Genomic DNA, 6,056 nt, shown 5'->3' on the forward strand with positions numbered 1-6,056 from the left:
ATCAGGACCAGGTCGAGTTCATCCAGGTCCACCGGCGTCTTCCCGTCGATGCCGCCATCAGCCGTCCACATCAGGATCTCCCCGCTGGCCGCGCAGCGAGCTGGTCAGCCAGATCGCCTCGGCCTCGTGCAGGTCGGCCACGGTGGGCAGGTGCTCGTCTGCGGTCAGGCCCAGCTCTCCGGCGCGTTCCAGCAGGTGGTTCGCGGTCACGCCGGGCAGGATTCCGGTCGGTGCCGCCGGCACCGTGAGGAGACGGCCGCCACTCAGCCACACCACGTTCGCGGTGGGCCCCTCCAGCACGTAGCCGTCGGTCGAGACCCAGAGCGCGTCGTCCACGCCCGTCCGCTGCGCCCACCGCCGGGCGGCGGTGCTGAGCGCGTACGAGGTGGACTTCACGCCGCTCGGCAGCCACCCCAGTTCCGGGCGGGACCGGGCGGCCACCCCGAGCGGCAGCGTGGCCACAGTCACCCCGTCCCGCCGGGCCAGTCGGGCGGACGCAGGCACCTCGCCGAGCGTCACGTACACCGTGGGCGGCCCACCGCCCTCCGGTCCCCGCGTGCAGACCAGCCGCAACGCGCCCTCGGTCCGGGCGGGCCAGCCGGCGCACACCGCGTCCAGCAGCTCGACGAGCGCGGCATCAGGGGGCAGCGGCAGGTCGATCGCCGCCGCGCCGGCCCGCAGCCGGGCCAGATGGGCGTCGCGCAGCCAGGGGCGGCCGTCGCGCAGGTGCAGCGTCTCGAACAGGCCGTCGCCGTGCAGGACGCCCCGGTCGTCGCCGCGCAGCACCGGCTCGCCCGCCGGTACGAGCCCCCGGCCGAGCACCGCCACCCGTGTCGTACCCACTGGCGCAGCGTAGTGGCGTACCCCCGGCGGCGGACCGGCCGGCGCGGCGGCCGAACTATGATCGAAGGGTGTCCGAATCCTCCCTCGCGGAAATGCTCCGCTCGCGCGGGCTGCGGCTGACGGCGCAGCGGCAGCTGGTGCTCCAGGCCGTCCTGGATCTGGGGCACGCCACCCCGGAGCAGGTGCACACAGCGGTCCGCGAGGTCGCGGCCGGAGTCAACATCACCACCATCTACCGCACGCTGGAGCTGCTGGAACGGCTCGGCCTGGTGACGCACACGCACCTGTCGCACGGTTCGCCGACCTACCACGCGGCGGGTGAGCACCAGCACGTGCACCTGGTGTGCCGGGAGTGCGGGGCGATCGACGAGATCTCCCCGGAGATGCTCCGCCCGCTCGCCGACCAGCTGGACGAGCAGCGCGGGTTCAAGGTCGACATCGGGCATGTCGCGCTCTTCGGGGTCTGCGGCCGCTGCGCACAGAACGGGGAACGCACATGATCGACATCGCGGGCGCGGTGACCACCGACGCCATCGACGACCAGACCCGGGACCAGCCGGAACCGGCCCACCGGGCGGCGGGCGTCGGCCCGGTGGCCGCCCACTACGGCGACCCGATGCGCGAGCAGCGGCTCCTGGCCACCGGCGTGGGCCTGGTCGACCGCTCGCACCGGGGCGTGGTCGCGGTGCCCGGCGAGGAGCGGATCGGCTGGCTGCACACGCTCACCAGCCAGCACCTGGCCGCGCTGGCGCCGTGGCAGGGCACCGAGCTGCTGGTGCTCTCCCCGCACGGGCACGTCGAGCAGCACGCGATGGTCGCCGACGACGGCGAGACCACCTGGCTCGACACCGAGCCGGGGATGACCGAGGGCCTCCTGTCATACCTGGAGAAGATGCGGTTCTTCAGCAAGGTCGACCCGCGCGACGCCACCGCCGACCACGCGCTGCTGTCGCTCGTCGGGCCGGAGGCGCCCGGCGCGCTCGACACGCTCGGCGTCACCGGGCTGGCCGCTCCCGACGTGGCAGCGGTGCCAGGTCCGAAGTTCCGTTCCGGCGAGCTGCCCGCGCGGCCGTCAGCGGTGTACGACGTCAAGCCGCTGCCGGTCGGCGGCTGGGCCCGGCGGGTGGCGCTCGGCGTCGACCTGCTCGTGCCGCGGGCGACCATGGACGAGGTGGTGGCGGAGCTGCGCGGCGCCGGGGTGCCGGTGGCCGGGCTGTGGGCGTACGAGGCGATCCGGGTGGCCGCCAAGCAGGCCCGGGCCGGCGTGGACACCGACCACCGGACGATCCCAGCCGAGGTGGACCTGATCGCCCCGGCCGTGCACCTGGACAAGGGCTGCTACCGGGGGCAGGAGACGGTCGCCCGGGTGCACAACCTGGGCAAGCCGCCCCGTCGGCTCGTCCTGCTGCACCTGGACGGCGTGGCGAGCGACCAGCCGCCCGTCGCCGGTACGCCGGTGACGCTCGACGGCCGGACGGTCGGCTTCGTGGGCACCGCCGTGCAGCACTACGAGTTGGGTCAGGTGGCGCTCGCCGTGCTGAAGCGCAACACGCCCGACGACGCCCGACTGCTCGTGGGCGAGAGCGCCGCCGCCATCGACGTGTAAGGAAGGGCCCCCTATTAACGCCTCCGGTAGAGGAAAGGTCCCTTCTTAACGCCGCCTGCACCGGAAATCCTCCGGTCGACCCGGCGCCGGGCACCGGTCTAGGATCCGGGGCATGACGACAGGGACGTTGATCACGGTTGCCCCCACCGGCGCGGAGTCGGCGAAGGCGGAGGTGCCGGCGCTGCCGGTGACGCTCGACGAGCTGCTGCTGACCGCCAAGGAGTGCGAGGCGCTCGGCGCTGCCGTGATCCACGTCCACATCCGTGACGACGACGCGCGGCCCACGCTCGACCAGGGGCGGCTGCGCGACACGGTGGCGGCGCTGCGGGAGAGCACCGACCTGATCGTGCAGCTCTCCTCCGGCGGCGCGGTGACCGACCCGGAGTCGGCCCGGCTCGCGGTGCTCGACGCCGCACCCGACATGGCCTCCTGCACCATGGGCACCGTCAACTTCGGCGACGACGTGTTCCTCAACCGGTGGGAGTTCATCGTCGACCTGCACACCCGGATGCAGGAGCGGGGCGTCGTCCCCGAGTACGAGATCTTCGACCTGGGCCACCTCACCGCCCTGCAGCGGCTGCTCGGCAAGTACGGCCTGCCGCACGGCGGGCACGTGCACGTCGACTTCGTGATGGGAGTGCCGGGTGGCATGCCCGGCACCACGGCGACCCTTGTCGCGGCCCAGCAGATGCTGCGCGACCTGCCCGAGGGCACCACGTTCGCGGCCACCGGCATCGGGCGCAGCACCATCCCGGTGATGCTGGCCTCGCTGTCGGCCGGTGGCCACCTGCGGGTCGGCATGGAGGACACGGTCACGTACGCCAAGGGGCGTCCGGTGGAGTCCAACATGCAGCTCGTCGCGCGGGCGGTCGGCTTCGCCCAGCTCGCCCAGCGGCCCCCGCTGACCACCGCCGAGGCCCGTACGCTGCTCGGCGTCCCGGCTACCGTCCGGTAAGCGGCGCACCCCGCTCCGACCCCGTACCGCCCCGGTCGACGTCGCAGGTCACCCCGCCGCCGACCGGGTCCGTCCCCTCGGTACGGTCCATACCGTGGGAAGAACGTACGAGGGCGGCGTGCCGCTCGCCGAGGTGGTCCGGTCCGGCTTCGTGGAGGGCGTCCACCGGGGTTCCGTGGTGGTGCTCGACGCCGCCGGTGAGCCGGTCGCCGGGGCCGGTGACGTCACCTCGCCGATCTTCCCCCGCTCGTCGAGCAAGCCGATGCAGGCGATCGGCATGCTCCGGGCCGGCCTGCCGCTCACCGACCCGGCCGACATCGCGCTCGTCGCGGCCAGCCACGCGGGCGAGGAGTTCCACGTCGAGCGGGTGACAGCGCTGCTGCGCGACGCCGGCCTGACCGAGGACGCGTTGCACTGCCCGCCGGACCTGCCGTTCGGCGAGGCCGCCCGGGAGGCGGTGCTGCGGGCCGGCGGCGGCCCGGCCCGGGTGCTGATGAACTGTTCCGGCAAGCACGCCGGCATGGTGCGCACCTGCCTGGCGGCGGGCTGGCCGCTGGACGGCTACTGGCGGCCCGAGCACCCGCTCCAGCAGTGCCTGACCGCCACGATCGAGGAGTTCACCGGCGAGCGGGCGGCGGCGGTCGGGGTGGACGGCTGCGGCGCACCGGTGCTGGCCGTCTCGCTGACCGGGCTGGCGCGGGCGTTCCTGCGGCTGGTCGAGGCCGAGCCGGGCACCGTCGAGCGGACGGTGGCGGACGCGATGCGGGCGTACCCGGAGCTTGTCGGCGGCACCCAGGCGGAGGACACCCGGCTGATGCGCGGCGTACCCGGCCTGCTCGCCAAGATCGGCGCGGAGGGTGTGATCGCGGCGGCGATCCCGGAGGTCGGCGCCGTGGCTCTGAAGATCGACGACGGCGCCGCGAGGGCCCGCACACCCGTCCTGGTGTCGGCCCTGGCCCGCCTGGACGTGCGCGCCCCCATCCTCACCGAGTACGCCGAACCGCCCCTGCTCGGCGGCGGCCTCCCGGTGGGAGCCATCCGCCCCACCTGGTAACCCTTCCCCGCCCTCTACCCCCGGCGATCTTGCACTTACTGCCCCGGCGAAGTGCGCATTCCAGGCGTGCCGAGGGCCGCAAGTGCAAGATCAACGCGGCGAAGGAGAAGGAACCGGGGCGGTCAGGGGAGGAACGGCAGGAGGGTGGCGTTGGTCTCGGTGGGGCGCTCCAGGGGGAGCAGGTGGGCTGCGTTCGTCACGTCCGGCATGCGCACGCCGTGCGGGGCCTCGTCGGCGATGCGGTCGGCCAGGCGGCGGATGTCGGCCAGGTCGTCCGCGCCGGTGCCGACCAGTACCGGTACGCGCAGCTCGCCCAGCCGGTCGATCGCCGGCGGGTCCAGCTCGCCCACCTCGATCGCGCTCAGCGCCTGCTCGGCGGCGAGTGCCCGGCGGTCCATCTCCTCGGCGAACCGGATCAGCTCCGGGTCGACGTCCTCGGGGCGGCGGGTCGGGCCGACCACCCAGAAACGCACCTCGCCGGCGGCGGTGGCGGCGAAGTCCTCCGGGTCCACGTCGCCGACCAGCTCCTCCCAGAGCTGCTCGGTCTCCTCGGACCACTCGTTGCCGGAGACCGGAGCGCCGAAGAGCGCCAGCGCCGAGACCCGCTCCGGGTGGGCGAGCGCGGTGTCCACCGCGACCCGGCCGCCGAACGAGCAGCCGACGAGCGCGGCGCGCTCGACGCCCAGTGCGTCGAGTAGCCCGACCACGTCGTCGTGGTGGGCGAACGGCGTGGTCGGCAGCTCCGACTCGCCGTAGCCGCGCAGGTCCAGCGCGATCACCCGGTGGCGCTGCGCGAGCGCCGGGACCTGCCCGCGCCACATCCGCCGGTCGGCGATGCCGGCGTGCAGCAGCACCACGGCGGTTCCGGTGCCGCTCTCGTCGTACGCGAGCTGGGCGCCGTTGATATCGATCTTGGTTACGGGGGAGAACGGTACGGACCGGACATGGCCTCCGCAACCCACCTTCGGTGACCCTGCTAACTCTGGCTAGCGTTTTGCTTGCAGGAGTTAGCGGCCCGAGCTAGCGTTGAGTCATGGCCACCAGCAAGGACCTTCCCGATGTCGGCGGGTTCATTCGCGACCTGCGGCGCAACGCGAAGATCTCACTGCGCCAGCTCGCCGAGCAGGCGGGCGTCAGCAATCCCTACCTGAGCCAGATCGAGCGTGGGCTGCGCAAGCCGAGCGCCGAGGTGCTCCAGCAGCTCGCCAGCGCACTTCGTGTCTCCACCCCGGCGATGTACCTGCGTGCCGGGCTGCTGGACGACAAGGAGGGCCAGGGCGTGCTCGCGGCGATCGCCGTCGACCCCGAGCTGACCATGGCCCAGAAGCAGTCGCTCACCCAGATCTACGAGACGTTCCGGCGCGAGAACGCCCGCCTGGCCGAGGCGACCGAGGCGGCCACGACCGCGGAGGCGGCCGAGAGAGCCGCCACGACGGAAACGGCCGCGACCGAGCCGGCCTCCGCGCCGGAGGCCCCGGCGACGGTGGCCGCGGCCGCGACCGGTCCGGTCACGCCGGAGGGCACGCCGACCGAGGCGGTCCTCGAATCGGTAGCCGTCACCGAAGCGGGTGCCGCGCCCGCCCCGACCACCGCGCCCG

The 6,056-nt window shown here is 73.7% G+C and carries 7 protein-coding genes; 5 read left to right on the plus strand and 2 right to left on the minus strand.

Annotated features, from left to right (window positions below; all coding sequences use genetic code 11):
• Positions 1-57 precede the first annotated feature (57 nt).
• Positions 58-843: an aminotransferase class IV gene (locus ABD52_RS35705; RefSeq protein WP_047894646.1), complete on the minus strand. Its 786-nt coding sequence runs from the start codon at positions 841-843 to the stop codon at positions 58-60.
• Positions 844-935: 92 nt separating this feature from the next.
• Here ABD52_RS35705 and ABD52_RS35710 point away from each other — a divergent pair, with 92 nt between their 5' ends.
• From ABD52_RS35710 to ABD52_RS35725, 4 genes are all read left to right on the plus strand, one after another.
• Positions 936-1,343: a Fur family transcriptional regulator gene (locus ABD52_RS35710; RefSeq protein WP_082171454.1), complete on the plus strand. Its 408-nt coding sequence runs from the start codon at positions 936-938 to the stop codon at positions 1,341-1,343.
• Complete coding sequence (locus tag ABD52_RS35715; protein WP_047894647.1) at positions 1,340-2,449, plus strand: folate-binding protein YgfZ; 1,110 nt, start codon at positions 1,340-1,342, stop codon at positions 2,447-2,449. Before ABD52_RS35710 ends, ABD52_RS35715 begins: the two co-directional genes overlap by 4 nt.
• A 112-nt stretch (positions 2,450-2,561) precedes the next feature.
• Positions 2,562-3,404: a 3-keto-5-aminohexanoate cleavage protein gene (locus ABD52_RS35720; protein WP_013475115.1), complete on the plus strand. Its 843-nt coding sequence runs from the start codon at positions 2,562-2,564 to the stop codon at positions 3,402-3,404.
• Positions 3,405-3,498: 94 nt separating this feature from the next.
• Positions 3,499-4,458, plus strand: a complete 960-nt coding sequence (locus ABD52_RS35725) for an asparaginase (protein WP_047894648.1) — start codon at positions 3,499-3,501, stop codon at positions 4,456-4,458.
• 122 nt (positions 4,459-4,580) lie between these two features.
• On the opposite strand, the gene ABD52_RS35730 is transcribed toward ABD52_RS35725, so the two are convergent.
• Positions 4,581-5,420 (minus strand): alpha/beta fold hydrolase, encoded by an 840-nt coding sequence (locus ABD52_RS35730; RefSeq protein ID WP_013288806.1) that lies wholly within the window; start codon positions 5,418-5,420, stop codon positions 4,581-4,583.
• Positions 5,421-5,491: 71 nt separating this feature from the next.
• On the opposite strand from ABD52_RS35730, the gene ABD52_RS35735 reads away from it, so the two are divergent.
• On the plus strand, positions 5,492-6,056 hold a 565-nt coding region (locus ABD52_RS35735), incomplete at its 3' end, for a helix-turn-helix domain-containing protein (RefSeq protein ID WP_047894649.1).

Origin of the sequence: Micromonospora sp. RV43, from assembly GCF_001029515.1 — a bacterium.
Classification (GTDB): Bacteria; Actinomycetota; Actinomycetes; order Mycobacteriales; family Micromonosporaceae; genus Micromonospora; species Micromonospora aurantiaca.

Coding starts and splice junctions, on each gene's coding strand:
- ABD52_RS35710 (WP_082171454.1), top strand. CDS start 936: ATGCTCCGCTCGCGCGGGCTGCGGCTGACGGCGCAGCGGCAGCTGGTG.
- ABD52_RS35715 (WP_047894647.1), top strand. CDS start 1,340: ATGATCGACATCGCGGGCGCGGTGACCACCGACGCCATCGACGACCAG.
- ABD52_RS35720 (WP_013475115.1), top strand. CDS start 2,562: ATGACGACAGGGACGTTGATCACGGTTGCCCCCACCGGCGCGGAGTCG.